We start from the raw sequence: 26,636 nt of genomic DNA, 5'->3' as shown, positions 1-26,636 counted from the left end.
TTAAATAAAAAAGGATCCTTCTTTGGACGACATCTCTACAAGTGTTTTGTTTATAATACTTGGAATACTCATACTTTGTTCTGCATATTTTTCTGGTTCTGAAACGGGCATTATGTCAATTAACAGAATCCGCTTACGCCACCTTGCCAAAGAAAACCACCGCGCAGCAAAGCGTGTCAACAAACTCTTGAGCCGTCCTGATAGACTTATTGGCCTGATCCTAATTGGTAATAATCTGGTAAACATTGCTGCCGCACAGGTTGCAACTATAATTGGTATCCGTTTATATGGTGATTTAGGTATCGCTATTGCCACTGGCGCACTTACGTTAGTCGTCCTTATTTTTGCAGAAGTAACACCTAAAACGCTTGCTGCGCTTTATCCTGAAAAAGTTGCCTTTCCAAGCTCGGTAATACTCAAAGGTTTGCTAAAGATTCTCTTTCCATTTGTCGTCGTTGTTAACTGGATGACCAATGGTATATTACGCTTATTTGGTATTAGTGCGGCACAAATAGATGAGCACAGTATGAGTAAGGAAGAATTAAAAACAGTGCTGAATGAATCTGGTGCGCTGATCCCCGCTCGCCACCAAAGCATGTTGACCTCTATTTTAGATTTAGAGCAAGTCACTGTTGAAGATATTATGATACCCCGTAACGAGATCGTGGCCATTGATATCAATGATGACTGGAAACTTATTAGTAAACAGCTTACCCACGCACAACATACACGCGTACTTTTATACCGTGACCAAATTGATGATGCGGTAGGTTTTATCCACTCACGTGATGCGCTGCGCTTGTTAACGAAAGAGCAATTTGATAAGCCATCACTACTTCGCGCAGTTCGTGAAATTTACTTTATCCCTGAAGGCACATCGCTTAATACACAGCTGTTTAAATTTCAGCAATCAAAAGAACGCATTGGTTTGGTCGTCGATGAATACGGCGATATTCAAGGCTTAGTAACCCTTGAAGATATTCTTGAAGAAGTGGTTGGCGACTTTACGACTACTCAAACACGTACTCCAAGTGAAGAAGTTGTATCACAAGAGGATGGTTCATTTTTAGTGGATGGCGGTGCTAACGTACGTGATCTAAACAAAGAAATGGATTGGGAATTTCCGCTTGATGGCCCAAAAACGCTAAGTGGATTAATTGTTGAGTACCTTGAAGATATTCCAAATGCAAATTTAAGTTTACGCATTGCAGGCTACCCTATCGAGGTAATTGAGGTGAAAGAGAACATGATTAAACTTGTTCGAGTTCAAGCCGCTTTACGCAAATCCTAACCCCAAATGATAGAGTAACCAGTAAGTTACTCTATCTCTCTTTCTTATTTCTGAATTTTCCGACATAGATTCTCAACCCAGTGATATATATTAAGCTATTATAATTCTTTATCTTACGGAGAACTTTAATGGATGATATTTCAGTAGAGACTATATACACCAAAGCTATCGAAATGCTTATGTTGTATGGCCCTAAATTCTTACTCGCAATATTTGTATTAGTTGTGGGCTGGTGGTTTATTGGCCGAATTGCAAATATGACCGAAAAATCAATGGCTAAAGTGAAATTTGAAGCCGGTTTAACTCACTTTTTAGTCTCGTTTATTTCAGTGATATTAAAAGTCCTATTACTCATTTCTGTTGCCTCGATGATTGGGATCGAAACCACCTCATTCATCGCGATGCTCGGCGCTGCAGGTTTGGCTGTAGGTATGGCTTTACAAGGCAGTTTAGCTAACTTTGCTGGTGGTGTACTTATCTTGTTCTTTAAACCATTTAAAATTGGTGATGTCATTGAAGCACAAGGGCATATGGGTAAAGTCGTTGAAATTCAAATTTTTGTTACTATCTTACTTACCTACGACAATGAAAAGATTATCATCCCTAACGGCGCACTTTCAAATGGCTGTGTTAAAAATAAATTTGCAGAGCCAACTCGCCGTGTTGATATCGAATTCGGCATTAGCTACCAAGATAATGTACTAAGGGCTCGCGAGGTGTTAATGGCTGTCCTAAATGAGTATGAGTTAGTGCTTAAAGGTGATGAAGCGAAGAAACCTATTGTGCATGTTAGCCAACATGGTGATAGCCATATTGGCATGCTCGTTTGGGCATGGGTTGACTCTGAAAATTATTGGCCGGTATATTTTGGTTTATACGAGCGCGTTAAGATCGCTTTCGATAAAGAGAACATCACCATTCCATTCCCACAAAGAGATGTACATATCCATCAATTTCCAGGGAAGTAAATAGCCTGCCCCCTTAAAACTAACAAGCCCGCAGTGCGGGCTTGTTAGTTTTAAATTAGCCAAATAAACGATCTAACCAACCTTTGTCTAAACTATCTTCACATTTTTTAAGTTGAGCACCATAACGGCTTGCCCTATTTTTTACTTTATTTGCGACACCCATTAGCCACTTTTTCTTTTTGTAGGTGCCACGTTTATAGCCACCCCAGCCTTCGTGGTAATTTAAATATTGTGCGTAAGCATCCCATTTTGATATGCCATTCACTTTATGCGTTTTATAAACAAACCAACCCATGAAGTCGATGGCATCATCAAAATCATCACGATCAGCCCCGCTGTTACCTGTTTCGCGAATATAATCAGACCATGTTGGTGTTTTAGCTTGGGAGTAGCCATAAGCAGAACTTGCACGCCCGGTGGGAATAACCCATAAAAAATATTCCATTGGAGGTGCTGCATCATGCTTAAATGAACTTTCTTGATACATCATACTCATTAGCACATGCTTTGGTGAGCCCCACTTTTCTTGGGCATTTTTGGCATCATAATACCAACTTGATTTTTCTTCAAAAATCTTACAGATATCATTAGGTTGCTTTGGCGGAGCGGTCGCGCAGCCGGTTAAAATCACTCCCAGCGATAGAATTATTAAATTTTTTTTCATTTATTTTGATTCTCGCTGAACTTTTAATAAAAACATCGGCCTTAGTTTATGAATGCGCAGTTTAGCATTGTTTCATCCCTGAAGAATTTTTACGCAGCCCATATGGGCTGCGTTTTTTTGTCTGTTATTTATCTTTAAAATACTCATCTAAAAACACTTTAAAAGATACGCTATCAGCAGCAACTACAGCAAGCTCGTCCTGTATTGAACGCTGTGCTTGTTGTTGCAAATAGCTATCAGAATAAACGTTGTATGGCGTTGCTTGATGGCTATGCTTGTAATTTTTAGCTAATGCTAAAGCAAAGTGTCCGTTATCAAGACCTGACTCTTTCAATTGCGCCACATAGCGACCTGAATAAGTAAGTGTAGGATCTGTGATCCACGAAGATAAGCGTGCAACCGTTTCACTGTAGTATTGGACACCATAAGCATTATCCATGTAATGAGCCACAGAGCGAAGCTGAGCAAACACCTCTTGTCCCCAGTCGACTAAATTACTTGGTGCGCCTGATTTATTGAGCTCAACATGACTAGCACGCCCATTATTAACAACGGTATCTAGATTCTCAGTGCTGCGCTGTTGCGAGTCCCAATCCATGTCCGGTGAATCTTTTAACAAGCAATATGTTAAAAATACATCGAGAAAGCGAATTTGTTCAATATTAATGCCTGTTTCGCTAAACGGGTTCACATCTAATGCACGAATTTCTATGTATTCAATACCACCACGTAATAATGCATCCGTTGGTGTTTCACCACTTTTTGCATTGCGCTTAGGCCGGATTGGAGAATAAAATTCATTTTCTATTTGTAAGATATTTTTATTAAGCTGTTTTGGTTGATCATTATTGTAATCGCCAATGCCACTGTAAATATCTGATGGCGTATTAATCGCACGCTTTAAGCCGGCGACATACTCATCTAATGAGTTATACATAACCTTTAATGATGACTGCGCACTATTTGTATAACCTAAGTTACCTAATCGAAGCGCCGTGCCTGTTTCAAGGTATAGTGTACCTTTGCCTAATTTTTTAAATGGTAAATCCGTCTTACGACCTTGTAAAAACGAATTACATAAAGCGGGTGACGCACCAAATAAATAGCTTATTAACCAAAGCTCTCGTTTAAAGTTACGGATCAAGCTGAGGTAACCTGCTGAGATAAAATCAGTTAACGGTCCCTTGTCGCCTTTTATTGTCTGCAAACTTTGCCAAAACGTTTCAGGGAATGAAATATTAAAGTGCACGCCAGCAATAGCTTGCATCATGCTGCCGTAACGGTTTTTCAATCCTTGACGGTAGAGTGTTTTCATTCGGCCAATATTGGAATCGCCAAATTGAGCTAACACTATGTCGTCTTGGTGCTCAATGAAACACGGCATACTGATAGGCCATAATAACTCATCCCCCATCTGCGCTAAGGTAAACTTTTGCAAATCTTGCAACTGACTTAACGTTTCTTCGGCAGATTCACTAACCGGTGTAATAAACTCTAATAACGATTCAGAGAAATCAGTGGTGATATGCCCATTTGTTAACGCACTACCAACCCCTTTAGGATGTCTTTGCTGTGATATAACACCATTAGGCTGAATCCTCAATGCTTCTCTTTCTATGCCACGTTGAATACCTTTAATTGCGTATTGATGTTGTTCTGGAGATAACGCTGCTAGCGTTTTATTTAGATCATGTGTAGTCAAAAATGCTTCCTCGAGCCACGTGGCTTAATCTTAAGTCAATGGGGGCGAATTGATAATACTCAAGGCTAAATAATAGGGATCACACTTATTCTAATTATTTGCCACACAAACTACCGCGCGAATTACAGCAAGGCGTACAAATTTGCCAATGCATTATAGACTAATCTTGCCATTGAAAGTGTCAATATACAATTGCTTTAAACGCACCACTGTCATGACATATATCATGATGTGGTTTATTCAAAATACATAGACCCGCCCAGTCGAGCTAACCATTCAAATAACTGCAAAGTAAATATGGTTAATTGACCTTTTATTTGTTTTAGATCATCAAAAGTGTAATTAGCAATTTATGCGTACCCACTTTAGGTATTTTACCTTTCATTAATTTAGGATGAACTTTATAATCGGGTTTAATAATAAAGTATGTTTAAGGACTACCCATGCGTCGGGGTCAGCAAATAAAGAATGAAGAGGTTACTTTTTCACAGCACCAAGAATTGGTCTCTACAACAGATTTACGTGGTGTGATCACTTATGCTAATGACGCTTTTTGCGCAATAGCAGGCTACACATTAGAAGAGTTGATGGGTAAAAACCATAACATTGTTCGCCACCCTGACATGCCCAAAGCTGCATTTAAAGAAATGTGGGAAAAGCTAAAAGCAGGCCACTCATGGCGTGGAATGGTTAAAAACCTCTGTAAAGACGGTCGTTATTATTGGGTTGACGCTTTTGTTACCCCTATTTTTGAACACGGTCAATTAGTTGGCTATCAATCTGTCCGCAGCAAGCCGACACAACAATTAAAACAGCGCGCCACTGAATTTTATAAAAAAATAAATGCTGGAAAGTCACTCACTTCATACCGTGAATTAGTTAGTGTAAGGCAAACATGTGCGTTGATCATCACGTTACTGGGTTTAACTCTGTTAGCTGTGACTATATCTGTTACTGCAGCCCTTGTTGCAGTGTTATTTTGTAGCGCTATTGTTTTCCTCAATTATGACGAACTGATTGTAACTCCCAATTTATTAAAGCAGCAAAAGGCTGAGTTTGATTCTGTCTCACGCTATATTTACGTAGGCACTCACCCATTTAGTATTAGCGAATACAATCGTGAGATGCTCAACGCAAAACTACGCACAGTGCTTGGCAGAATAAAAGATGCCACCATAACATTTAACGGTATAGCGTCTAATTTAGATAACCAGTCGTCACTTACAGAGCAAGGTATTTCGGCGCAAGGTCAACGTCTAAGCCAAATAGCGACGGCAATGTCGCAAATGAGCACAACAATTGGAGAGATCTCCACAAGCACTCAAAATACCGCTGAACAAGTTAATGTAACCTACCAAAGCTGCTCTGATATTAAAGTTCACATTGCTGATAACAGCTCAATGGTGTCAGAACTTGCATCTCAAGTAGAGCAAGCGGCTAGCACTGCAAATGCATTAGCAACAGAGGCTGATAAAATTGGTCAAGTAATGACTGAGATTGAAGGCATTGCTGAACAAACCAATTTATTGGCTTTAAATGCTGCAATTGAAGCTGCACGCGCAGGTGAACATGGCCGCGGCTTTGCTGTAGTAGCTGATGAAGTGCGTGCACTTTCTTCACGTACCCAACGTGCAACATCGCAAATTCACAGCTCAATTAAAGAAATTCAAGACACTTTGTTTAGTTGGTCAACAGTGATGAAAAATACAAAATCCCAGGCCGATGAATGTGTAAATACAACTGGCCATACGCAAATAGAGCTTGATAGCATTTTTGCTCAGATAAGCGAAATATCACAATTAGCCACACAAATATCAGCCGCAGCACAGCAGCAACAAGCGGTCAGTGGTGATATTGGTGAGAACGTAAAACAAATTAAAGGATTTAGTGATGAAAACCTCGCTTTAAGCTTTAATGTAGCTAAAGATGCGGCTCAGCTAGTTGAAGGTTCACGTAAAGTGAATGATATTTTGCTTACTTTTAAAGTTTAAATTATGGTTTATTAGGATGTTAAAGCCTGATTTTAGAGCTTTATTTTTAACTTTACATTAGGCCGTGTTGACCTTTATGGATTGAAATTTGTTCAATCTAGGGGCGATTTAATCGCGGCGCGAGGTTTGTAACCTAGCGAGCTAAATAAAAATAGAACAACAAAAAGTTATGACCAGCACATGCGCTGGTCATAACTTTATTACTTATTTAGCGTGTTGTGAATACTAAACCATTTTCATCAGCGTCTATCACTATCATGTCTCCACTTTGATATTCACCAGCGAGTAGCTTCTGAGACAGTGGGTTTTCAATTGTGTGCTGGATTGCTCGTTTAAGCGGTCTTGCACCATAAACTGGGTCAAAACCGCTAGCAGCAATTCGTTCAAGTGCAGCATCACTAATGTTTAACAAATACCCCATTGCTGTAAGTCGCTCGCGTAATTTGCTCAGTTGAATATCTGCAATCTCTTTGATGTGCTCATTCGCTAGGGGATGAAATACGACAGTTTCATCAATACGGTTTATGAACTCAGGTCTAAATTCATTAACGAGTACACCCATTACTTTTTCTTTCAAGGCACTGTAATCATTACTACCTGTTTGCTCTTGGATGATATCGGAGCCTAAATTAGAAGTCATGATAATCACCGTGTTTTTAAAATCAACGGTTCGACCTTGCCCATCCGTTAAGCGACCATCATCCAATACTTGTAGTAAAATATTGAATACGTCAGGGTGCGCTTTTTCAATTTCATCAAGCAAAATGACTGAATATGGACGGCGTCGTACAGCTTCGGTCAAGTAGCCACCCTCTTCATAACCTACATAACCAGGAGGCGCGCCAACTAAACGTGCTACTGAGTGTTTTTCCATAAACTCTGACATATCAATACGCACCATTGCGCTCTCAGTGTCAAACATATATGTTGCTAACGCTTTTGTCAGTTCGGTTTTACCTACCCCGGTTGGCCCTAAAAATAAGAATGAACCAATTGGTCTATTTGGATCAGCAAGCCCTGCGCGTGAGCGCCTAATCGCATTAGATACGGCAATAACGGCTTCGTCCTGCCCGATTACTTTTGCATGCAGATGATCTTCCATTTGCAGTAACTTTTCTCGCTCACCTTGAAGCATTTTTGAGACCGGGATCCCCGTCCAACGCGATAAAATTTCAGCAATCTCATCTTCGCCAACCTGATTTTTGAGTAAACTCATATCTTGCATTTCAGCTTGCGACGCTAAATCAAGTTTACGCTCTAAATCAGGGATGCGACCATACTGGAGTTCAGACATACGTTGTAAATCAGTTGCTCTGCGGGCAACATCTAAATCTAAACGAGCTTGTTCTAGTTCTGCTTTTATAACTTGGGTGCCTTGAAGTGATGCTTTTTCGGCATTCCACACTTCATCAAGCTCACGGTATTGGGCTTCAAGGTCTGTGATCAATTCCTGCATTTCACTTCGACGCTTTTGGCTTGCGTCATCTTTTTCTTTCGCTAACGCATTGTCTTCTAATTTAAGTTGAATAATACGACGCTCCAACTTATCTAAAGACTCTGGCTTTGAATCAATCTGTAGACGAATAGACGAACCTGCTTCGTCAATTAAATCAATAGCTTTATCTGGTAGTTGGCGATCACTAATATAGCGGTGCGACAAATGTGCAGCAGCAACAATGGCCGGATCGGTAATATCAACGCAGTGATGAAGCTCATAACGCTCTTTTAATCCACGTAAAATCGCTATTGTGTCTTCGACTGAAGGCTCTTCAACTAAGACTTTTTGAAAACGACGCTCTAAAGCTGCATCTTTTTCAATGTACTTACGGTATTCATCAAGCGTTGTTGCACCTACGCAATGTAATTCACCTCGTGCTAAAGCAGGTTTTAACATGTTCCCTGCATCCATTGCACCATCGCTCTTTCCTGCGCCCACCATAGTATGAATTTCATCTATAAATAAAATCACTTGGCCTTCTTCTTTAGCCAATTCATTAAGAACTGATTTTAATCGTTCTTCAAACTCACCTCTATACTTGGCACCAGCCACCAGCGCCCCTAAATCAAGTGACAACACACGTTTGTTTTTTAACCCTTCGGGCACTTCACCATTAATGATACGCTGCGCTAGTCCTTCGGCAATCGCCGTTTTACCGACGCCTGGCTCACCAATTAGAACGGGGTTATTCTTAGTGCGTCGTTGTAGTACTTGAATTGTACGACGAATTTCATCGTCACGACCTATAACAGGGTCTAACTTACCTTGCTCAGCGCGTTCGGTTAAATCTATGGTGAATTTTTTCAATGCTTGGCGTGTTTCTTCAGCATTTGGATCATCCACTTTTTGGCCACCTCGAATCGCTTTAATTGCCGCTTCAATTTTTGTCGCGGTCATATTCAAGGCACGGAAAATATCACCTAACGGTCCTTTATCTTCACAGGCAGCTAATACAAATAATTCGCTCGAGATATATTTGTCTTTACGTTTTTGTGCATATTTATCACATAAGTTAATCAGTGAAACCATGTTATTCGATAACTGTACGTCACCACCAACACCTTCCACTTTAAAGAGTTTTTCTATCTCTTGGGATAATTTAGTATTGAGCTCATCGGCACTCACACTCGCTTGAGCGAGTAATGCACGCACACTTGAACCGCTTTGCTGAAGCAATGAGTACATTAAGTGCACAGGTTCAATAAATTGATGATCGCGACCTAGAGCAAGAGACTGAGCATCTGAGAGCGCAGATTGAAATTTACTGGTAAATCGATCTAAACGCATAATGAGATAACCTATAAAAAAACTAATTGTTTAATTAATGGGTATGTTGAGTGGTTTGTTCAAGGTTTAGCAAAAAATATAATCATGAATATGAGTGTAGTTAGAGGTTATTTGCGCCAGATCAAGCTTGCCATTCGTCCTGTCTGCCTATCACGGCGATATGAAAAAAATGATTCGGGCTGGCTTACGGTGCAATATTCACCGCCACTAATAGTATTAACACCTAACTGCATCAATTGAATACGGGCAATAGCGTAAATATCAGCTAAATATTTGCCATTATTGGTTTCTTTAAATGCGTATTCATAGGCATCTGATTGCTCACAAAATGCAGCTCTTACTTCACTGCCTACTTCAAACTTTAATGCACCAATTGCAGGCCCTAACCATGCAATGATGTTATTTTTTGATGCCGAGAATTGAGCAATCGTATTCGCCATAATACCTGCATTTAAACCACGCCAGCCACCATGTATTGCGGCAACTTCATTACCACACGATGACGTCAACAATATAGGGAGACAATCTGCCGTCATAATTGCTAAAGGCTGATTCTGCAAAGATGTATAAAGTGCATCTGCATCTCGTACTGTTAATGGATCAAAGTGTTTATCAACGACGACAACCTCAGCGCTATGTACTTGATTTAACCAAATCGGCGGATTTGGCAATAGCTGATCTAATAAATGGCGATTTGCTAATACCACTTGCCGATCATCACCCACATGAAGCCCTAAGTTTAAACTTGAAAAAGGGGCACGCGATAGCCCCCCGTCACGAGTTGTACTTAATGCACCAACATTTGTTGGTGCTGACCAATTGGGTGAAAGCATTAACTAAGCTTAATAATCAATATTTGGGTTTGCTTTCGTATCTTCACGTAGCACGTGCGTCATCGCAACCATGTCATCAGGAATAGGTGCCTGCCATGTCATCATCTCACCAGTAATTGGATGAGCAATACTTAACTTAACAGCATGCAAAGCTTGACGATTAAACTCACGTAGCATTTGGAATAACTCAGGTGTTGCTCCTTTTGGTGGACGTGGACGGCCGCCATATGCTTTGTCGCCTATTAATGGGTGATTAATAAATGCCATATGAACACGAATTTGGTGAGTTCGTCCTGTTTCTAAACGCAGACGTAATCGCGTGTGCGCACGAAACTTTTCAGCAACGCGAAAATGCGTAATTGCAGGTTTACCCTGCTCATGAACAGCCATGTGTGTACGCTGTGTAGGGTGACGAGCAATTGGTTTTTCAACCATGCCACCTGCTGTCATCGTACCATTACAAATTGCTTCGTATTCACGCGTGAAATTCTCGCGCTTTTGCAAGGCTTTAACTAAATGTGTTTGCGCCTGAATAGTTTTAGCTACCACCATTAAACCGGTCGTATCTTTATCTAGACGGTGAACAATACCTGCACGTGGAACGTTAATAATATCAGGATGATGATGCAATAATGCATTAAGCACTGTGCCATCAGGATTACCAGCTCCAGGGTGCACAACTAAACCCATAGGTTTATTGATAACTAAAATATCATCATCTTCATAAACGATGTTTAATTTGATATCTTGTGCGAGGTATTCACGTGGTGCTTCAATACTCGTTTCAACATTAACGACTTCTCCGCCAAAGAGTTTTTCGCGTGGAGTGTTGAAAATTTCACCATCAACGGTGATTTTATCATCCAAGATCCACGTTTTTATACGTGAACGTGAATAATCAGGGAACAATTGTGCTAATACTTGGTCTAGACGTTTACCGCCTAACTCAGTTGGTACATCGGCTTGAAGAGAAATTTGCTCTGTCATTAGTAACTTTACCCAATTTACCAGTGCAAGCTGCGCTCGACTGGGTTAGAATCGCTTTTAATAAAAGCATTATATAATAAGTATAGTTTACTCGGTTTTACCCACTTGGCCTAGCCGAAGACATCGAAGGTAACAAATAAAATGATAAATAGAATAGGGAAACGTGCATTCGCCATTGTTTTTACAGTTTCATTGCTTGGTTTAGGGGCTTGTTCGTCAGCACCAGATGAAGAAGATATCCAACGCGTACCAAATAAATCTGCACAAGCACTTTATGAAGATGCGAAACAAACTCTCGATTCAGGCTTATACGCACGTGCAATTGAACTTTTAAGTGCTATAGATTCACGCTACCCGTTTGGCCCAATGTCAAAACAGGTGCAATTAGATTTGGTGTTTGCTCATTATCAAGCTGGAAATACTGAGCAGGCATTAGCAACAATAGACCGTTTCATTCGCCTTAACCCAAACCACAAAGATTTAGACTACATGTACTATATGCGTGGCTTGGTAAATATTAAAGCGGATGAAAATGCTTTCCAAGAATATTTTGGTGTTGACAGAGCTGACCGTGATGCAAACCGAACTCGTGTTGCATTTACTGATTTATCAACTTTAGTTAATCGCTTTCCTGATAGCGGTTATGCACCTGAGGCAAAACGCCGCTTAGTATGGTTGCTAAATAAAATGGCACGCTATGAGCTTAAAGTAGCCGATTATTATTACGAACGAGAAGCATATCTAGCTGCAGCTAACCGTGGTAAATATGTTGTTGAACATTATTCACAAAGTAGCTATCTAGATGAAGCTCTGGAGATGATGGAAAAAAGCTATGAAAAGCTTGGTTTACCAGAGTTAAGTAAGCATGCAAGAATGACTCGCGAACTAAATAAAAATAAGTAGATTATTTCCAAACACACTCTAACGTGTTTGTAATAAATACAAAAAAGGCGCTACTTGATACAAGTAGCGCCTTTTTTAATGGATGAGTAATACCAATCGACTTAAATTTTTAACCATTCTAGCGGACTAAATAAAGCGCTAACTGCGTTAGTCATTTTTCATGTACGACTGCATGGATGCAGGAGCTAGAGCAATGCAGGAGCAATTGCCGAGAACAACACCATGTCAAAGTTTCTGCCTTGTTATCACTGTATTTATCTTTCGCTATAAATGACCATTAACTTAATATAATTGGTATAACGTCTAAATTGCTTCTTCATCTTCTTCCGCTGTACGGATACGAACAACACGTTCAACGTCAGTTACAAAAATCTTACCGTCACCAATCTTGCCCGTTTGCGCTGTTTTGACAATAACTTCAATAGCACGGTCTACATCTTCATCCGTTAGTACAATGTCTAATTTTACTTTAGGTAGAAAATCAACCATGTACTCAGCACCACGATACAATTCAGTGTGCCCCTTTTGACGACCGAAGCCTTTAACTTCGCTTACTGTCATGCCTGTAATACCAACTTCTGATAATGCTTCTCGTACATCATCAAGTTTAAAAGGCTTAATTATTGCTTCAATTTTTTTCATTGTTTGTTGCTACTCATAATTCCCATTTGCATCGATTTTAGACAATCCTGCATCCCATAGCAAACAAAGCAATTGAATTACGATGATTTAATCGCCAGCAGTGGTATGATTGAGCAACAGATTACAGCCATACCCAAACTACCTCAAGGTGTGAGCGTCGTTGGAGTTAAAAGCGATTTAGGCAAGGCATTGATTGCAGAGAATAGTTATTCCCTTGCTAAAATAAATAACACAGTATAAATCGCTTTTAAACCAACCCATTGGGCGATTCACCGGGAGTTACTCTCTGCGTTGTTACTTCTTAAAAGGGACATTCTTACAAGTAACGCTTGATATTAAGCCCCTGTGAAACGCTGAACCCTGCATCTTGAGGCGGTTTGGGTATATAATTAATAATGAGTTTAAATAACTCCACAGTAAGTACCTACTTAGTAGCAGAGGTGTATATGAAAAATAAACAACGTGGTTTCACACTACTAGAATTAATGGTCACAGTTGCAATTGTAGGGATTCTTGCTGCGATCGCATTTTGGAATAGCAGTGATATGCTTAATAAAGATCGTGCCGAAAATTTTCTTTTAGATTTAAAGCGCAATATTAGTTTTGCTCGAGCTAAGGCAAGTAGTACTGATGAAATTGTTATTCTCTGCCCTGTGTTAGAAAGTAGTGTAATCGCAAAAGCGACAACCATTGAATGCTCAAATGACTGGGCTGATAAAAACGCTATTATTGTATTTGTAGATGCTAATCAAGATCAAGGCTATGACGCTGGCTCTGACTCAATACTGAGAGTTATGGATAAAGTACCACTTAATAATCAGCTGAAATTTTCAGGCAGCAATAGCTTACGTTTTAATACCAGCGGTAGAGTAACAACAAACCCTGGTGATTTTGTTTTTTGCCCCAGTAAATCAGGTGAGAGCAACAAAGCTTTAAACGTCTCCCAATCTGGCACAGCAATGTATCTTGGAGATACCACATCTAACTGCCAATAATTACATCTATGTTTGCTAATCTAGGATTAGCATCTAGAATTTAGAGATATTGGATTACTACGGACTTCAAGGATGAAGCAGTTAACGCCCCTTCACCAACATTCTGGGATCACATTAATTGAAATAATGATTGGTGTGTGTATCTTATCTATTTTGCTTCACTTTACTGTATTTCAAATGTCTGAGGTATTAGCGCGTGTAAGAGCTGAGAATAATACAGCCTTATTGCATCGAGGCTTATACTTATCGAGGCTGTATGCAATAGAGCACAATACTTTTACTACTTTTTGCGCCATGAAAAATAAACGCTGTGTGCTGGATCAGTGGGATAAACAAGTTGTTGCTTTTACTGATAAGAAGAATTTTGGAGTACGAGATCCAAATGAAGAAATACTCATGGTGTTTGACCTTGCTCATCAAGCCGATAGATTAAAGTACCCTAGACGTATGATCACTTTTCGCCCTGACGGGACACCAAACGCTTTAAATAATGGGACATTTATATACTGTCCAAATTATCAACAAGCAAAACTTGCTGGCTATGCTGTCACACTGAGCCAAACAGGACGAGCAAGAGTGAAATCCACAAAAGAATGTCAGTCAGCCTCCCTATGATATAAAACCTTATATCATAGGGAGGCAAACGTGGTTAAGTAGCTTATCGCTTGTGGAATATACCCAAAAGCGATAATTAATAATTAAGTTACTAACCCCAGCAGTAGTCGATACTTTTACTGCCCCCTACGCCTTTTAAACCAACATCAGTTATTGTAAAAGAGCCACAATCACCGTCTGACTTTACAGGCCCACCAACTGGCTTTGCTGTTAGAGTGAAATTAGAACCTCCAACGTTCACTGTAAGTGAATAGTAGCCGTTTTCAGTCGTTGTATTAACACCTAAATCACCTAGATTAGACGTGTACTGTCTGTTATCAACAAAGTACTGTTCTTGTCTATTTGCGGCATCTAATAACGCTGTTACAGCTTCTACACGCGCAGCACGCTTTACATGCTCAGAATAACTTGGAATAGCAACCGACGCTAATATACCTGCAATAGCCACTGCTATTAACAGCTCAGTTAATGTAAAGCCATACGTTCTTTTTTTCATTACTTGCATCTTAATTATCATTACTTGCTTCATCATTATCTTCACGTTTATAAATAAATGTTTGTCGTGTTTTAAAACCAAACCCAACCGGTAGCTCATCACTAAATAGCTTTATTTTGCCACTTGTATCCAGATTTAAGCCTGGACCAGTAATTTCTTTTGGTACAAAAGGATTTGTAACACCATACTTTTCAGGGTTTTTAATGCTTGGCCCAATTGTTTGAAATTTACTCACTTCTTCTACGTCTTCACCTGTATCATCACACTTACCATTACTGTCTGAATCCGCACATGAGGCACCACTACCGAAGAATATTTGCGGTGTGTCAGGCACGTCATTACCTGTTTGATACTTTAAATTACTATAGGCCTTAGTGCCATAATGCAAATGAAACGCGTATACGTGTCCTGATCCTCCACTTAATGAACATTGATTCACTGTCGACGTTTTTGATGCTGGTGTATAACTTGTAAAATATGCAATGCCACCAATCACTGTCGCTGCAGCCAATGACTTTTCACCTGCGCTTGGTAGCGCATAACGCCACCCTTTATAGCTATTGGCTAATTCAGCTTCTAATTCGACAAATTTCTCTACATTATCGAGTGAATTACCAAAAGGATCATCGTTCATCTTCATCAAATCACCTACTTCTATTGTAGGCGGTATTTTTGTTTTAAACGAACGCGTAACCGTGTTTTCATCTCTGATCATGAATAGTTGATCTTGTTCAGATGTTGATGTCGGTTTAGAGCGGTTACCACTGCCTATCAGTACTGCATCAAAGGGGGTATCTTTACGTGTTGTAACACCGCTTACTAGATCTTTTGTTACTTTACTAAACATTGTACGTGCTACCATCGGCTTATAAAAAAAGCGACGGTCTTGGGCTGCGTTGTTACTTCCCAGTTCTGCGAGCTTAAAATGTGTCCATGGATTTTTTGCATCCGTAGGGTTATCTGAGGGCATGTCAACACGCCAAACATTGCCTCCCGTATCTGTTGCATAAAGGCGATCAATATAACCATCGTAATCAGAATCCATCGTCGTTATATCTGAAGCAATACTATGTTGTCCTTGAAAACCATTGCCTGACTCTAAAGACCATACTTTTTTTCCAGTCTGTGCATCAACGATAAAAATACCACGCCCTTTGCTATCATTACTGCGTATTGCATTGTCTTTATTTGTATCATAGCCTGCACCAAAAATGAGCATTGGCTTATTTTTGTAGCCATTTAGATTAACAAAGGCAACTTGTGCTTTTGACCATGTTTGTCCAAGTTCGTTAAAATCGCCACTGCTTCCAGTGATTGGCCCACCCCACATTAACTTTGGTTTATCTGGTATCGAAATATCAAACGCATAGTATTGATTTCCACCACGACGCATCCCAGTAAATGCCCAGACTCTGTCGCTACCATTAACAATGCCGTCTTTATTTTTGTCATCAAAGTAAATTGAGATTGGGCCATCAAAGCCATATACTTTTGTGTCAGCTTGGTTGTCTCGTAACGGTTTCATTATTTTATAAAGGCTGGTCGGTATGAAAGCCCAGCTTTCAGATACAGTGTCTCCACTGTCTTTAAACATATGCAAGTAACCTGCATTTGTTCCAATCAGGATTCTTATGTCGTCATTACCGTAATCTATCGCAACAGGCTTTGAATGTAACGGATCACCAAAAATATCTGTTCGCTGATCAATTGTTGAACCATTATCATTTTCATCATTAACATCAACCCCTTTCGACCAACTTATAATATCAGGTAACTCAAGTAAGTTACCCCCAGCTAATTTTAATAAGTTGTTAACGCCACCTAATGCATTAGCAACATCGGTATAATTGAAATCTATTAACCCACCAGTGCCCGCATCTGTAAATAATTTACGCTCTGCAAGCATAGACAACTTTAAATTTACACCTCCTTGTTGTACCGTATTACCATCAGCCCCTTCGTTTTCCGGTAACCAAAAAGTACGTGCATTCTTATCTATAAGACCATCGCTATTAAGTGCTTGTATATCTTCAGAATCAACAATGTTTGCACCAGATACTTTTAGTTTTTTTAAATTTCCTCTCCACCTTGCACCACTTTCAGGATAAAACATTGCGTAATATATTGATTCTCGACTGCGAGTTTGGTCAGCATTATTAGTAGCAACTGCTGGCGCCGAGAAAGTATCGTTGACTTCTCTTATTCTGGTAATTGTTTTTTTAAGTGCATCAGATAATTGCTCTGCAGTGTTTGCATGCAGATATTGACCGCCACCATCTTTTGCAGCTTCGGCAAGTAATGTCTTACCAGCTGAGCTCATCCCAGAACCAAAGCCTATAGCAAAAACACGCCCCTCATCATGAATTAAGGGTGTGCCAGGATAAAGGTCGACTTTAGTATCTTTAGTGCCATGAATAGATTTTGCCAATGCACTTAAATAGCTGTTACTAATTTTTGACGGATTGCTCCCAAATGTACTTCTATGCAAATTATAAATAACAGTATCAGCGCCGTTATCATTTGAAGGATCGCCATCGGTCATTAAAATAACATTTACTGAGTTATCACATCGCTCTGGTACGCCGCTAACAGGTAGAAAAGGTGAACGGTAGCGATTGCCCACATCAACCGTTCTATCACGCGCACCAACGCTTCTCCCATAAGCACGCTGCTGACCGGTTAAATAAAGGTAAGCTTCCCAAAGCGTTTCTGTCAACGGCGTTGCACCATCTGCAGGCAAGCTATTAATCTGATCTACCAATTTAGTTTTAGTTGCACCAAGACCAGCCATGACATAGCCACCTGAACTACCGTTAAAACGCATTAGACCAAACTCTATGTCATCATTATCATTTACGAGTGAACGAATTGCATCTTTTGCTACACCTAGGCGACTATCATTACATAAAGTCCAGCCTCGATAATAACCACAATCTCTACCTGTTCTCGTAGAAAAGGCCATGCTCCCTGATGTGTCAAAAACAACCACAACCCGTGGTTTCTCTGTCGTTTTTACATTATGGTTAACATAAAGCTCTATATCTTCGGCTTTAGCTTGATAACACACTGCTAATGCAAGAGACAGCAAACTAAATCTTACAAACTTATGGGTCTTCATTTACTTATCCTCACTTTAACTGCCTGTATTCAAGCTCACCATCTCTTGTGCAACACCCGTTACAACAGCCAATGTATGCTTACTTTTTGAACCATATGCGATTGTCGTGTTCATTTGCATCATGTTGCATGAAATTCCAGCTGTATAACTAAACTTACGTGGACATTGCAAATCATGTGCACCCGTATTTAAGTTTATTAGCAGGCTTTTTGTTTTACCACCAAGAGCCAAATCAACCCCACCAAGAGGAATCTCTACTGGCGTTAGAAAAAAACGACTATTACCACCTCTTAGCGCTTCTGTAGCCATCGTTTTTTGTACTTCTCCCATCAAGGTATTATCTGCAATTTCGCGCTCTTGAGCAGCATTTGTGATTTTAATATCTATGCTACTGCTGCTCATTAAAGTCACCGCTATCCCAGTGACAGCAATCACCATTATAAGCGCGACGATTAATACAACTCCCTGCTGGTGGGTCCTACTTGTATTTAAATATTCCATAAATTTGCTCCCACATTGTTCAACCGTATTGTGGTTGTAAATAAAGTTCGACGGAAATGATCTGATTTGCTAATAATTCGTTGATCAGCATCTTCCCCCATCGTATACACTTGACTTTTTAATTTAAGACCATAGTCTGGTAATAATGAACGTACTAAAATAAAGACCTGAACAGTTAGAATTCCCTGACGATTTTCCCAATCTGATGCGGTCATATTTTTAATACTTTTGTAAGTATCAACACGGTTATTACTTGTCGTATCTAAGCCAAATACAAAACGCATATTTTCAACGCCTTCCATCACTGTTTCTGTGATCATACCGCCACTGGGGGTGAGCCTTTTACGCATAAGCACTGGTACACTAATTGACTGTTTATTAATTTCATATGTTTGATTCGCAACATAATAAACATGATGCCCATATGGCCAAACGCTAGCATTACCATTAATGCTGTTTTTATCAATAGGTCCACGTCGAAACTCGGCCTTTTCTTGTTGGGCAATAAAGTAATATTGCTTGTTAGTACTATCATCAGGCTGTACCTGACGTCCTTCTAAATATTTAACTTGTAATATATCTGAGACAGGATCAAAATTTGCATTTTTAATACAACTTAATTGCAAAGCACTTGTTGCTTCTACAGCAAAAACAGATCGAAAATTAGTATTGCTATTATCTGGAAAACTACCGTTATTCTGGCCGCTAAAACAATCACTTGTAGGATTAGGAAGAGTTACCGTATTATCATCTGTAAATCCATCTTCATAAAATGTTCCCCAAAATCCTATTTGCTCAATATCACGTTTCATTATTGATAATGCTAATCGACCCGACTCCTGAAGCTCACCAATTACCATTGTGTCTTTTGTTGTTGATTTCATGCCAACATACAAAAACATCACTCCGCCTAAAATCAATCCACCAATAAAAAGGGAGATCATTATTTCGATCAACGTAAATCCATGCTGCTTCATACTTAGCTCCGTATATAAATAAAGCTGTTTATAACGACTAAGCGCCGCTTTTTATCATTCGCCCCGCACTTTTTCCCTTGTGTACTCCCAGTGGCTGTCATTTCTTGACGCCCTTGCCAACTTATTATTACTTCAATATTAAATTGCTTACCTTTTGTATTCGCCATCATTTGTGGATCAATACATACTGTGGCGTCATCTAAAGTACCTGTATTTTCTCTTGCTTGAATAGCGCGCTTCCATTGCTCGAAATCTAGTGCCGCGATCTGCGCAGCACTACAAGCCCCCGTAAAGCATTGAGAGTTAGAGTTTAATGCCGTTTTACTCGTAAAATCTTTTTTATATAAAGCCCCAATTTGGGGCACATCGTTAGCTCTGATACGTTGAATAATATCGTTTCCTAATGCCACAGCAGCGGCACGTTGCATTGAATCAAAACTCGCTTTTTTAGCCGTCGCTTGTAATGCCACAGCACCAAGTAAACCAAAGCTTAAGATTACGAAAGCAATTAATACTTCAATAAGTGTAAACCCTCGTAGAGATGAAGGGTGTGCTGAGCCCATAAGTACGCCTAATAAAAAATATCGTACGATAAGAATAATCTAACAAGGAGGGAATACAAGAAGGGTTAGGATGAAAGGTTATTTTTGTTGATAAACGGTTAACGCTATTTGCAATGAGTAACCTAAAGTTGCTCTTTTACCACTTTGTAAGCTCGCCGACTTACTGGTAGTAAATGAGTGCAATTTTTAAGCTCCACTACATGGCTACCATCTTCAGCTTTTTTCAATGCATGCAACTGCGATCGATTAATCAATATCTTACGGTGGATCTGTAAAAGTTCCACGGGAAAGTCTGATACTAGCTGCTTCAAGCTTTGCTCGATGATTGCCTCCCCGTCATCAAAAATAATCCGTGTATATTTCTCTTCAGAAATAATGTAATAAACTTTTTCCAACGCTATTACTCGACTAACCCCCGCTAACTGGTAACTTATTGTCGCTGTTTTTTTCTTTTGCATATGAGCTCGAGTTACTCGTCCTATTTGCTCTAGCGTTTTCGCTAAATTTTGCTCAGTCACTGGTTTCACAAGATATCCTGCAGCTGATAGCTGTAATGCCTCTAGCGCATGTTCAGGGTGAGCCGTCACAAATACTATCGCTGGCGGTACAGCGAGTAGGTTAAGCTCGTTTGCAACTTCTAAACCATTTAATCCGGGCATATCGACATCCAAAAAAACTAAGTCAGCAACCCACGACTGCATCAATTCTAATGCTTGCGTACCGTTACTTGCTTCTCGGTGACTGCTTAAATCGGGGTATATAGCAAGTAAGCGCTTTAGACGTGAGCGAGCCAATGCTTCATCATCAACGATTAATACTTTCATGGGAAACCCTTTAAGTCTAATACATGCCTAGGCAAAACGAGTTTCACTCGAAAAGTGTCATTGCGTGTTGTAACTACCAACTTTGCTTTCCCTTGATAATAAATGTCTAACCGTTGACGAATGTTCTCCAGCGCCATACCATTCCCAGGACGTTTATTCACACCTTCAAAAATAGGGTTTGATACCAAAATAGTCAACGATTGAGTGCTAAGCAACAACTCTATATTTATTACAGCCCCTGTTACTGAAGGTTCAACTCCATGGCACACGGCATTTTCAATCAAAGGTTGCAATGTTAAACATGGTATTTTCAGCGCAGGTAACTGCTGAGGGATATGCCAATTTACTTGTAAGCGCTCTGAAAACCGCCAAGTTTCCAAAGCTATATACTGTTTTGTTAGATTAATTTCATCTTCTAATAAAGTGCTTTTTCCGACTTTCATCGCAGCTTGCGATAAAGCAGCCAAGGCCAGAATTGCTTGCTCTGCAGCTAATGGATCATAATGGGTCAATTCGGCTGCTGTATTTAAACTATTATATAAAAAGTGTGGACGAATACGTGCCTGCAATGCATCAAGTTCAGCTCTCGCTAATGCATTGGTTTGCTGTTCTTTTTCATAGTGGATAATTAAAAATTGAATAAACAATGCTGCAACTAAAAATACCATTAGTAGGTTTTTTAATAAAAACTCGTAGGGGTTTTGCAGCGCAATATAATCATTTGTAAACTCAGTAAAAAGCAGACTAAACAAAGCGGTAGTTAATAATAAAGATGCCATTAATGCACATAACTGAGGTGTTTGATTTAGTCTTTGAAGCCGTTTACGTAAAAGATAAAGCCAAGTAAGGCTAAATAAAAAGGTGAGATGTAAAAAAAGGCTAATAGCCCCTAAACGAATCCAAATTGCATCAGCCGTCGCTGGAGCAAACGCTAAAATAGTCGCTATAACTTGTCCTACAACAAGTGTAGCCAGTACTCCACGCTCTTTAAAAAGAGCCGCAAAAAGCAAAACATTGGGTTGCAATTGTTTGCTCATCCGGCTCTCCTTTAAAGGTTGTTATAGGCTTAACGCAATTCAACCGGTACTGCAAAGACAATATTCTCTTCTTCGCCCGGGTTTTCAATAACCTGTTTACCACCAAGTTCTTTTAAGCAGTTTATTACTTGTTGCACAAGAACCTCAGGGGCTGAAGCACCCGCTGTTACACCCACCGCATTTGCCTTTTCAAACCAATGCTTTTCAACATTACTTGCATCATCAATTAAATAAGCGGTTGTGCCCATTTTATCTGCAAGTTCACGTAAGCGGTTGGAGTTAGAACTATTTTTTGCACCAACAACGAGCAATACATCTACTTTATCTGCCAAGTCACGAACAGCATCTTGACGATTTTGTGTCGCATAACAAATATCGTCTTTTCGTGGACCATTAATTGCGGGATACTTTGCGCGCAAAGCATCAATTACATCAGCAGTATCATCCACTGATAATGTCGTTTGGCTGCAATAAAATAAATTGTTAGGGTTTTTAACATTAAGATTAGCAACATCATCAGTCGTTTCGACTAAATAAATACCGCCATCGTCATTATCGTATTGCCCCATAGTTCCCTCAACTTCAGGGTGGCCATGATGACCTATCAAAATACACTCAATACCCTTACGGCTTGCGCGCGTAACTTCCATGTGTACCTTGGTAACTAGCGGGCAAGTGGCATCAAAAACTTTTAGCTCTCTGCGCTTTGCTTCGCTGCGAACAGCTTGAGACACACCATGCGCACTAAAAATAACAATGCTATCGTCTGGCACTTGATCTAGCTCTTCAACAAATACCGCACCACGTCTTTTAAGACCGTCAACAACATAACGGTTATGTACAACTTCGTGGCGAACGTAAATTGGCTTTTCAAAGATATCTAACGCACGCTCTACGATACTAATTGCTCGATCTACACCGGCACAAAAACCACGTGGATTTGCTAAAAGAATATCCATTAGCCATTTACCTCTAAAATTTCTACTTCAAAGGTTAATCGCTGACCCGCTAGAGGGTGGTTAAAGTCAATTGTTACTGACTCCCCCTGCACTTCACGCACAAGCCCTGGTAACTCTGTACCATCAGGTTGCGTAAAAGCAATAATTGAACCGACTTTTGCAGGTGTCTCTGGGCCAAATTTACTGCGATCAACGTAATAAATGTTATCAGGGTTAGGCTGCCCAAATGCATCTTCTGGTTCAAGTTCAAATGATTTGCTCTCACCTGATGCCAAACCAAATAAACATTTTTCAAAGTTTGCCGTTAAGCTACCATCGCCCATAACAAGCTTTGCGGGCTTATTATGCACTTTGGTTGAATCAGCTGCTGAGCCATCAGACAATTTAATCGAAAAATGAAATATCACTTGTGAGTTTTCACCAATCACCGATTGACTCATGCTTTTTGCTCCTTTGGACTTTCGCCTGTAAAGGCATCATATAATAGTAGCGCTGCACCTACACAAATTGCACTGTCGGCAATGTTGAACGCTGGAAAATCCCAGTTTTGGTAGTAAAAATGAAGAAAGTCAATTACATAGCCATATGTCATACGGTCATATAAGTTACCTATCGCTCCTGCTAATACTAACGAATAAGCACCGCACAATACTTTATTAGTGGCTGGTAGACGTTTTAACCACCAAATAAGTAATACACTAATTGATATAGCTATAATGCTTAAAAACCAACGCTGCCAACCACCCGCTTCACTTAAGAAGCTAAATGCCGCGCCATAGTTATGGACATACGTTAGATTAAAAAAAGGCAAAATATCAATCGAATCATATAGATTCATGGTTTTAACAACCAGTGTTTTGCTGGCAAAGTCTGCTACTAAAAGTAGCAAACTTAACCAAAGCCACACTAAACCACTTTTTTGGGCTAGTTTGCTCACTTAAAACTCCTATGCGAACTGGCGCTTTTCACCTTCGCCATTTACGTTACTCACGCAACGACCACAAATTTCAGGGTGTTCTGGATCAGTCCCTACATCATCACAGTAATGCCAACAACGCTCACACTTTTTAGCATCTGTCGCTGAAACGCTAATATACAAGCCTTCAATTTCTGTTGCTTGAGTGCCATCTGGTTGGGCATCAACAGCCGTTACAGTTACCTGTGAGGTCAAAAATACAAAGCGTAGTTCATCACCAAGTGCTAATAGCTTATTTGTAAGTTCTGTACTTGCATATAAAGCGACATTAGCTTGTAATGTTGCACCGATAACTTCTTCTTTACGTGCACCTTCAAGAACGCGGTTTACTTCATCACGTACTGTTAGAATTGTTAACCAATCATCATTACTAAATTGACCTTCACTAACAGCCTTTAAACCATCATACCAAACTGATGTAAATACATATTGATCACGTTCACCTGGTAACGCTTCCCAAATTTCTTGCGCTGTAAAACTCATGATTGGCGCCATCCAGCGCGTCATTGCTTCGGCAATATGATACAAAGCAGTTTGACACGAACGACGTGCATGACTATCGCTCTTCGCTGTATATTGGCGATCTTTGATTACGTCTAAATAGAAAGAGCCAAGTTCACCAGTACAGAAGTTCATTAGCTTTTGCGTCACTTGTAGCATTTGGTAGCTATCGTACGCGGCTAAAATTTCATCTTGTAACTGTGCTGCACGACCAACAATCCAACGATCAAGCTCAACCATATCATCAATAGCAACTTGGTCAGTTTTAGGATCAAAACCACTTAGGTTGGCTAATAAATAACGGCTAGTATTACGAATACGACGGTAGCGATCAGCTGAACGTTTAAATATCTCATCTGATACCGTCATTTCTGCGGTGTAATCAGTTGAGGCAACCCATAAACGTAAAATATCTGCGCCTAGTTTGTTCATCACATTTTGTGGTGAAATAACATTACCTAATGATTTTGACATCTTACGGCCATTCTCATCCACGGTAAAACCGTGAGTAAGCACTTGGCGATAAGGCGCATGTCCATTAATAGCAACTGACGTCATCATTGATGACATAAACCAACCACGGTGTTGATCTGAACCTTCAAGGTATAAATCTGCTGGGCCAACTAAATCTTCACGGGCATCAACAACACATGCGTGAGATACACCTGAGTCAAACCATACATCAAGTGTATCTTGCACTTTCATGTATTGCTGAGCATCAGCTTCGCCAAGCAATGTTACAGGTTCTAAGTCATACCATGCTTGAATACCTGACTTTTCAACCAGCTGAGCTGCTTTTTCAATCAATGCTTGTGTATCTGGATGAAGCGCGCCAGTGTCTTTATCTACAAATAAAGCGATTGGTACGCCCCACGTACGTTGACGTGAAATACACCAGTCTGGGCGACCTTCAACCATGTTAGCAATACGGCTTTCGCCCCATTCAGGTAGCCACTGCGTGTTTTTAATCTCAGCCAATGAATCTTGACGTAAATTAGCCTGATCCATACTGACAAACCACTGCGGCGTAGCACGAAAAATTATTGGCGTTTTATGGCGCCAACAATGTGGGTAACTGTGCGTCAATGCATGATGATGCAATAAAGCATTACGTTCAGTCAGTACATCAACAACGCTCGCGTTTGCTTTAAATACGTGTTGGCCGGCAAATAACTCGGTATCAGGTAAATAAACACCATTTGCGCCTACTGGGTTCGCAACTTCTAAACCGTATTGTAAACCTGCCACGAAATCTTCTTGGCCGTGACCTGGTGCGGTATGAACAATACCAGTACCTGAATCAGTTGTTACATGTTCTGCGACAATGACTGGCACGTTAAAATCATAAAACGGATGAGCTACCTGTAAGTTTTCAAGCGCTGCACCTTTTACATAACCTAATACGTGGTAATGATTAAAGCCATATCGATCCATTGCATCTTTTACAAGTTCTGAGCCTAAAATCAAACGCTGCGTAGCGCCTTCATCATCAACTTGTACCAGTGCATATTCTAAATCAGCATGTACTGCAACCGCGCGGTTAGCTGGCAGTGTCCAAGGAGTTGTTGTCCAGATAGCCGTACTTACAGTGCCTGAGCCTTCATGCCCTTCGTTTAAATCAAAGGCATTAACAACGCCCGCTTGATCAACAAATTCAAAACGTACATCAATAGCCGGTGATTGTTTATCTTGGTACTCAACTTCTGCTTCAGCCAATGCTGAACCACAATCAGTACACCAATGCACAGGTTTAGCACCTTTGTGTAGATGACCTTTTTCGATAATGCGACCAAGCACACGGATGGCGTTGGCTTCAAAATCAAAATTCATCGTTAAATACGGTTTATCCCAATCAGCAAATACACCTAGGCGTTTAAAATCAACTTTTTGACCTTCAACTTGCTTTTTAGCGTAAGCACGACATTTTTCACGAAACTCAGCAGCCGTGACTTTCACACCCGGCTTACCAACTTTCTTCTCTACCATTAATTCAATTGGTAAACCATGACAGTCCCAACCTGGTACATAAGGCGCATCAAAATCAGATAACGTTTTTGATTTAACAATGATGTCTTTTAGAATTTTATTTACTGAATGGCCTAAATGAATATCGCCGTTTGCGTACGGAGGGCCGTCATGCAAAATAAAGGTTTTTTTACCTTTTTTAGCGTTGCGAATTTGACCATATAGGTCTTCTTCATACCATGTTTTAAGCATTTTTGGCTCACGTTGTGCCAAATTGCCGCGCATTGGAAACGTCGTTTCCGGTAAATTCAAAGTATGCTTGTAGTCGCTCATTAATCCTAGT

The 26,636-nt window shown here is 40.1% G+C and carries 24 protein-coding genes; 7 read left to right on the top strand and 17 right to left on the bottom strand.

Annotated features, from left to right (window positions below; genetic code table 11):
* Positions 1-22: 22 nt before the first annotated feature.
* Both ACJJVX_RS11375 and ACJJVX_RS11370 read left to right on the top strand, forming a co-directional pair.
* Positions 23-1,291, top strand: a complete 1,269-nt coding sequence (locus tag ACJJVX_RS11375; protein WP_152960587.1) for an HlyC/CorC family transporter — start codon at positions 23-25, stop codon at positions 1,289-1,291.
* Between the two features lie 128 nt (positions 1,292-1,419).
* Positions 1,420-2,259, top strand: a complete 840-nt coding sequence (locus ACJJVX_RS11370) for a mechanosensitive ion channel family protein (RefSeq protein ID WP_054205155.1) — start codon at positions 1,420-1,422, stop codon at positions 2,257-2,259.
* A gap of 55 nt (positions 2,260-2,314) precedes the next feature.
* Here ACJJVX_RS11370 and ACJJVX_RS11365 read toward each other — a convergent pair whose 3' ends face one another.
* Both ACJJVX_RS11365 and gshA read right to left on the bottom strand, forming a co-directional pair.
* Entirely contained in the window at positions 2,315-2,923 is a 609-nt protein-coding gene (locus ACJJVX_RS11365) for a hypothetical protein (RefSeq protein ID WP_054205154.1), read from the bottom strand.
* Between the two features lie 124 nt (positions 2,924-3,047).
* A complete protein-coding gene (gene gshA, locus ACJJVX_RS11360) occupies positions 3,048-4,625 on the bottom strand; it encodes a glutamate--cysteine ligase (RefSeq protein ID WP_054205153.1) in 1,578 nt (525 codons plus the stop codon).
* Positions 4,626-5,068: 443 nt separating this feature from the next.
* On the opposite strand from gshA, the gene ACJJVX_RS11355 reads away from it, so the two are divergent.
* Entirely contained in the window at positions 5,069-6,616 is a 1,548-nt protein-coding gene (locus tag ACJJVX_RS11355; RefSeq protein WP_054205152.1) for a PAS domain-containing methyl-accepting chemotaxis protein, read from the top strand.
* Positions 6,617-6,824: 208 nt separating this feature from the next.
* Here ACJJVX_RS11355 and clpB read toward each other — a convergent pair whose 3' ends face one another.
* The 3 genes from clpB to rluD form a co-directional block, all read right to left on the bottom strand.
* Positions 6,825-9,401, bottom strand: coding sequence for an ATP-dependent chaperone ClpB (gene clpB, locus ACJJVX_RS11350; RefSeq protein WP_054205151.1), 2,577 nt, complete (start codon positions 9,399-9,401; stop codon positions 6,825-6,827).
* A gap of 107 nt (positions 9,402-9,508) precedes the next feature.
* Positions 9,509-10,234, bottom strand: a complete 726-nt coding sequence (pgeF, locus tag ACJJVX_RS11345; RefSeq protein ID WP_405631512.1) for a peptidoglycan editing factor PgeF — start codon at positions 10,232-10,234, stop codon at positions 9,509-9,511.
* 9 nt (positions 10,235-10,243) lie between these two features.
* Positions 10,244-11,221 (bottom strand): 23S rRNA pseudouridine(1911/1915/1917) synthase RluD, encoded by a 978-nt coding sequence (rluD, locus tag ACJJVX_RS11340; protein ID WP_054205149.1) that lies wholly within the window; start codon positions 11,219-11,221, stop codon positions 10,244-10,246.
* 141 nt (positions 11,222-11,362) lie between these two features.
* On the opposite strand from rluD, the gene ACJJVX_RS11335 reads away from it, so the two are divergent.
* Positions 11,363-12,124, top strand: coding sequence for an outer membrane protein assembly factor BamD (locus ACJJVX_RS11335; protein WP_054205148.1), 762 nt, complete (start codon positions 11,363-11,365; stop codon positions 12,122-12,124).
* 303 nt (positions 12,125-12,427) lie between these two features.
* Here the strand turns inward: ACJJVX_RS11335 and glnB are convergent, their stop codons facing one another.
* Positions 12,428-12,766: a nitrogen regulatory protein P-II gene (gene glnB, locus ACJJVX_RS11330; protein ID WP_054205147.1), complete on the bottom strand. Its 339-nt coding sequence runs from the start codon at positions 12,764-12,766 to the stop codon at positions 12,428-12,430.
* 72 nt (positions 12,767-12,838) lie between these two features.
* Here glnB and ACJJVX_RS11325 point away from each other — a divergent pair, with 72 nt between their 5' ends.
* From ACJJVX_RS11325 to ACJJVX_RS11315, 3 genes are all read left to right on the top strand, one after another.
* On the top strand, positions 12,839-13,006 hold the full coding sequence (locus ACJJVX_RS11325) for a hypothetical protein (protein ID WP_157601495.1): 168 nt from the start codon (positions 12,839-12,841) through the stop codon (positions 13,004-13,006).
* A 206-nt stretch (positions 13,007-13,212) separates the two neighbouring features.
* Positions 13,213-13,761: a GspH/FimT family pseudopilin gene (locus ACJJVX_RS11320; protein ID WP_054205146.1), complete on the top strand. Its 549-nt coding sequence runs from the start codon at positions 13,213-13,215 to the stop codon at positions 13,759-13,761.
* A gap of 72 nt (positions 13,762-13,833) precedes the next feature.
* The gene (locus ACJJVX_RS11315) at positions 13,834-14,376 is read left to right on the top strand and encodes a GspH/FimT family pseudopilin (RefSeq protein ID WP_405631507.1); all 543 of its coding nucleotides are present in this window, start codon (positions 13,834-13,836) and stop codon (positions 14,374-14,376) included.
* Between the two features lie 91 nt (positions 14,377-14,467).
* Here ACJJVX_RS11315 and ACJJVX_RS11310 read toward each other — a convergent pair whose 3' ends face one another.
* From ACJJVX_RS11310 to ileS, 11 genes are all read right to left on the bottom strand, one after another.
* Entirely contained in the window at positions 14,468-14,872 is a 405-nt protein-coding gene (locus tag ACJJVX_RS11310) for a type IV pilin protein (protein WP_054205206.1), read from the bottom strand.
* Positions 14,873-14,882: 10 nt separating this feature from the next.
* Positions 14,883-17,990 (bottom strand): pilus assembly protein, encoded by a 3,108-nt coding sequence (locus ACJJVX_RS11305; RefSeq protein WP_054205144.1) that lies wholly within the window; start codon positions 17,988-17,990, stop codon positions 14,883-14,885.
* A gap of 15 nt (positions 17,991-18,005) precedes the next feature.
* Complete coding sequence (locus ACJJVX_RS11300) at positions 18,006-18,491, bottom strand: pilus assembly protein PilX (RefSeq protein ID WP_054205143.1); 486 nt, start codon at positions 18,489-18,491, stop codon at positions 18,006-18,008.
* Entirely contained in the window at positions 18,479-19,468 is a 990-nt protein-coding gene (locus ACJJVX_RS11295; protein WP_054205142.1) for a PilW family protein, read from the bottom strand. Before ACJJVX_RS11295 ends, ACJJVX_RS11300 begins: the two co-directional genes overlap by 13 nt.
* A 2-nt stretch (positions 19,469-19,470) precedes the next feature.
* Entirely contained in the window at positions 19,471-20,031 is a 561-nt protein-coding gene (pilV, locus tag ACJJVX_RS11290) for a type IV pilus modification protein PilV (protein ID WP_054205141.1), read from the bottom strand.
* 122 nt (positions 20,032-20,153) lie between these two features.
* Entirely contained in the window at positions 20,154-20,855 is a 702-nt protein-coding gene (locus ACJJVX_RS11285) for a LytTR family DNA-binding domain-containing protein (protein WP_054205140.1), read from the bottom strand.
* On the bottom strand, positions 20,852-21,892 hold the full coding sequence (locus ACJJVX_RS11280; protein ID WP_405631501.1) for a sensor histidine kinase: 1,041 nt from the start codon (positions 21,890-21,892) through the stop codon (positions 20,852-20,854). Before ACJJVX_RS11280 ends, ACJJVX_RS11285 begins: the two co-directional genes overlap by 4 nt.
* A 29-nt stretch (positions 21,893-21,921) precedes the next feature.
* Positions 21,922-22,851 carry a 4-hydroxy-3-methylbut-2-enyl diphosphate reductase gene (gene ispH / locus ACJJVX_RS11275; protein ID WP_054205138.1) on the bottom strand — a complete coding sequence of 310 codons (930 nt, stop codon included), beginning with the start codon at positions 22,849-22,851 and terminating at the stop codon, positions 21,922-21,924.
* Positions 22,851-23,291, bottom strand: a complete 441-nt coding sequence (gene fkpB / locus ACJJVX_RS11270; RefSeq protein WP_054205137.1) for an FKBP-type peptidyl-prolyl cis-trans isomerase — start codon at positions 23,289-23,291, stop codon at positions 22,851-22,853. Before fkpB ends, ispH begins: the two co-directional genes overlap by 1 nt.
* A complete protein-coding gene (gene lspA / locus ACJJVX_RS11265) occupies positions 23,288-23,788 on the bottom strand; it encodes a signal peptidase II (RefSeq protein ID WP_054205136.1) in 501 nt (166 codons plus the stop codon). The genes fkpB and lspA overlap by 4 nt, the downstream gene beginning before the upstream one ends.
* Positions 23,789-23,797: 9 nt before the next feature.
* The gene (gene ileS, locus ACJJVX_RS11260; protein WP_054205135.1) at positions 23,798-26,626 is read right to left on the bottom strand and encodes an isoleucine--tRNA ligase; all 2,829 of its coding nucleotides are present in this window, start codon (positions 26,624-26,626) and stop codon (positions 23,798-23,800) included.
* Positions 26,627-26,636: the final 10 nt, after the last annotated feature.

The organism is Pseudoalteromonas sp. Ld20 (assembly GCF_045064175.1).
GTDB lineage: Bacteria > Pseudomonadota > Gammaproteobacteria > Enterobacterales > Alteromonadaceae > Pseudoalteromonas > Pseudoalteromonas neustonica.
Note: the sequence above shows the minus strand (reverse complement) of the source record. Positions and strands in the feature narration are given on the sequence as shown.

Excerpts from the sequence above, each read along its gene's own strand:
- ACJJVX_RS11370 (WP_054205155.1), top strand. The coding sequence starts at position 1,420 with ATGGATGATATTTCAGTAGAGACTATATACACCAAAGCTATCGAAATG.
- ACJJVX_RS11365 (WP_054205154.1), bottom strand. The coding sequence starts at position 2,923 with ATGAAAAAAAATTTAATAATTCTATCGCTGGGAGTGATTTTAACCGGC.
- ACJJVX_RS11355 (WP_054205152.1), top strand. The coding sequence starts at position 5,069 with ATGCGTCGGGGTCAGCAAATAAAGAATGAAGAGGTTACTTTTTCACAG.
- clpB (WP_054205151.1), bottom strand. The coding sequence starts at position 9,401 with ATGCGTTTAGATCGATTTACCAGTAAATTTCAATCTGCGCTCTCAGAT.
- pgeF (WP_405631512.1), bottom strand. The coding sequence starts at position 10,234 with ATGCTTTCACCCAATTGGTCAGCACCAACAAATGTTGGTGCATTAAGT.
- rluD (WP_054205149.1), bottom strand. The coding sequence starts at position 11,221 with ATGACAGAGCAAATTTCTCTTCAAGCCGATGTACCAACTGAGTTAGGC.
- ACJJVX_RS11335 (WP_054205148.1), top strand. The coding sequence starts at position 11,363 with ATGATAAATAGAATAGGGAAACGTGCATTCGCCATTGTTTTTACAGTT.
- glnB (WP_054205147.1), bottom strand. The coding sequence starts at position 12,766 with ATGAAAAAAATTGAAGCAATAATTAAGCCTTTTAAACTTGATGATGTA.
- ACJJVX_RS11320 (WP_054205146.1), top strand. The coding sequence starts at position 13,213 with ATGAAAAATAAACAACGTGGTTTCACACTACTAGAATTAATGGTCACA.
- ACJJVX_RS11315 (WP_405631507.1), top strand. The coding sequence starts at position 13,834 with ATGAAGCAGTTAACGCCCCTTCACCAACATTCTGGGATCACATTAATT.
- ACJJVX_RS11310 (WP_054205206.1), bottom strand. The coding sequence starts at position 14,872 with ATGAAAAAAAGAACGTATGGCTTTACATTAACTGAGCTGTTAATAGCA.
- ACJJVX_RS11305 (WP_054205144.1), bottom strand. The coding sequence starts at position 17,990 with ATGAAGACCCATAAGTTTGTAAGATTTAGTTTGCTGTCTCTTGCATTA.
- ACJJVX_RS11300 (WP_054205143.1), bottom strand. The coding sequence starts at position 18,491 with ATGGAATATTTAAATACAAGTAGGACCCACCAGCAGGGAGTTGTATTA.
- ACJJVX_RS11295 (WP_054205142.1), bottom strand. The coding sequence starts at position 19,468 with ATGAAGCAGCATGGATTTACGTTGATCGAAATAATGATCTCCCTTTTT.
- pilV (WP_054205141.1), bottom strand. The coding sequence starts at position 20,031 with ATGGGCTCAGCACACCCTTCATCTCTACGAGGGTTTACACTTATTGAA.
- ACJJVX_RS11285 (WP_054205140.1), bottom strand. The coding sequence starts at position 20,855 with ATGAAAGTATTAATCGTTGATGATGAAGCATTGGCTCGCTCACGTCTA.
- ACJJVX_RS11280 (WP_405631501.1), bottom strand. The coding sequence starts at position 21,892 with ATGAGCAAACAATTGCAACCCAATGTTTTGCTTTTTGCGGCTCTTTTT.
- ispH (WP_054205138.1), bottom strand. The coding sequence starts at position 22,851 with ATGGATATTCTTTTAGCAAATCCACGTGGTTTTTGTGCCGGTGTAGAT.
- fkpB (WP_054205137.1), bottom strand. The coding sequence starts at position 23,291 with ATGAGTCAATCGGTGATTGGTGAAAACTCACAAGTGATATTTCATTTT.
- ileS (WP_054205135.1), bottom strand. The coding sequence starts at position 26,626 with ATGAGCGACTACAAGCATACTTTGAATTTACCGGAAACGACGTTTCCA.